Origin of the sequence: Chryseobacterium sp. SC28, assembly GCF_003932955.1 — a bacterium.
GTDB lineage: Bacteria > Bacteroidota > Bacteroidia > Flavobacteriales > Weeksellaceae > Epilithonimonas.
In genome coordinates, this window is sequence record NZ_QOVY01000045.1 from 1 (window position 1) to 1,458 (window position 1,458).

The following is a 1,458-nucleotide window of genomic DNA, read 5'->3' on the forward strand; positions in this document are numbered from 1 at the left end:
CAAGCCAAAGCCAACGAGTTTCCCACATTCCAACAAAATTTTTACAACAACAACAATAAATTATTAACAAAAAACTCTACTTTTGAGTGTTACTAAAGTGGGTGAGATTACATATCCACTTCCCAAAAGGGGAATCTTTAGTTCTTCTTTTGAATCTAAAATGCTAAATGACTGGTATTATGATGAAAGAAAATATATGAATATGTATATTTTCGTTAAGGCATTTGAATATTTTGGAGATATGGAAAATGCAATTAAATGGGCAAATTATTCTTTTGAATTAGATAGTGAAATTAAATTATATACCCACAAGTATACTTTAAGAATAATGATTGGTTATAAATTATTGCAAAATAAATATCAAGAATCGATTGAAATTGAAAAGGGAATTGAAAGATTCGAAAATGAATTGAATGAAGAACTAGCAAACGAAATCCAAAACAAATTACAAAGAGATGCATTTTTAAAAATGCTTGTAGAATATAAATCGAAACCTAAATTAGTTGATGATGACTATTATTTCACTTTTAATATTATTCCTATAGTATTGAGAGAATTAACTTTACTATTAGAAAACAAAATACAAAAAATTGACCTTATTTCGCACATAAAAGAACATTTGAATAAAAACGAGAATATCTTTGAAGACAAGGAAGCATTAAAAAACATTCTCTATTTATTTGATAATTTTCCTAATAATAGTTTTGAAAGCAAATCGTTACTTGATTGGGTTTTTGATATAGAAAGCGAAAATAAAAGACCAATTCAAATAATTGCTTATTTAATTTGCTCTTTAAATGCTTCTTCGTCCGATGCTTTAAAATTGCATTTTGCAGTAATGACTTATCTTGAAAAAGTGATTAGAGGAATTTCTAAAGGTTCACACTTATTTATTTTATATCCTTTTGTTTATAAGTTCTGGACTTCTCGGGTTTTAACAAGTCCACAAGATTTTTATTTTCTAGAATTGTGGCAAAAGAATTTAGAAAGAAGCACAAATGTGAAAAATAAATTTAAAGTTGTGGCAATTTATGCTTTAGTATGTATGCATCTATCACAACAACCAAATCAGATAGAAGAATCGTGGATGCAAGAATATATTGACTATGTCCGCAAAAATAATTAAGAATTTATACTTGAAGGTTTGGGAATAAAACACCAAACGTTTCTTTTTTCTTTGTCGATTTTTTCATAGTAAGCATTTCTTATTATATATTTTTTTGAAAAAAAATGAAACTCGATGAGCATCAAATGATCGTCGATGATTTGTAAAGAGTTGCAGATGATTCGTTCACAGTGATTCCATTTTTTTAATTCTTTTGCCTAAATAGTCTCTCCTTAAACCACCTATAATTTACTGATTATTAGTATTTTGGGTTTAAAATAGCTTGTTTTTTATTGCAAGAATTTGTATCTTAGAGCTTTAAAACCTTGCAAATATGTTGGGGAAAAATCCAG

The 1,458-nt window shown here is 27.3% G+C and carries 1 protein-coding gene; it reads left to right on the top strand.

Translation table 11 applies throughout. The features are described from left to right. Positions 1 to 82: 82 nt before the first annotated feature. Positions 83 to 1,126: a hypothetical protein gene (locus DTW91_RS12585; protein ID WP_125203705.1), complete on the top strand. Its 1,044-nt coding sequence runs from the start codon at positions 83 to 85 to the stop codon at positions 1,124 to 1,126. Positions 1,127 to 1,458 lie beyond the last annotated feature (332 nt).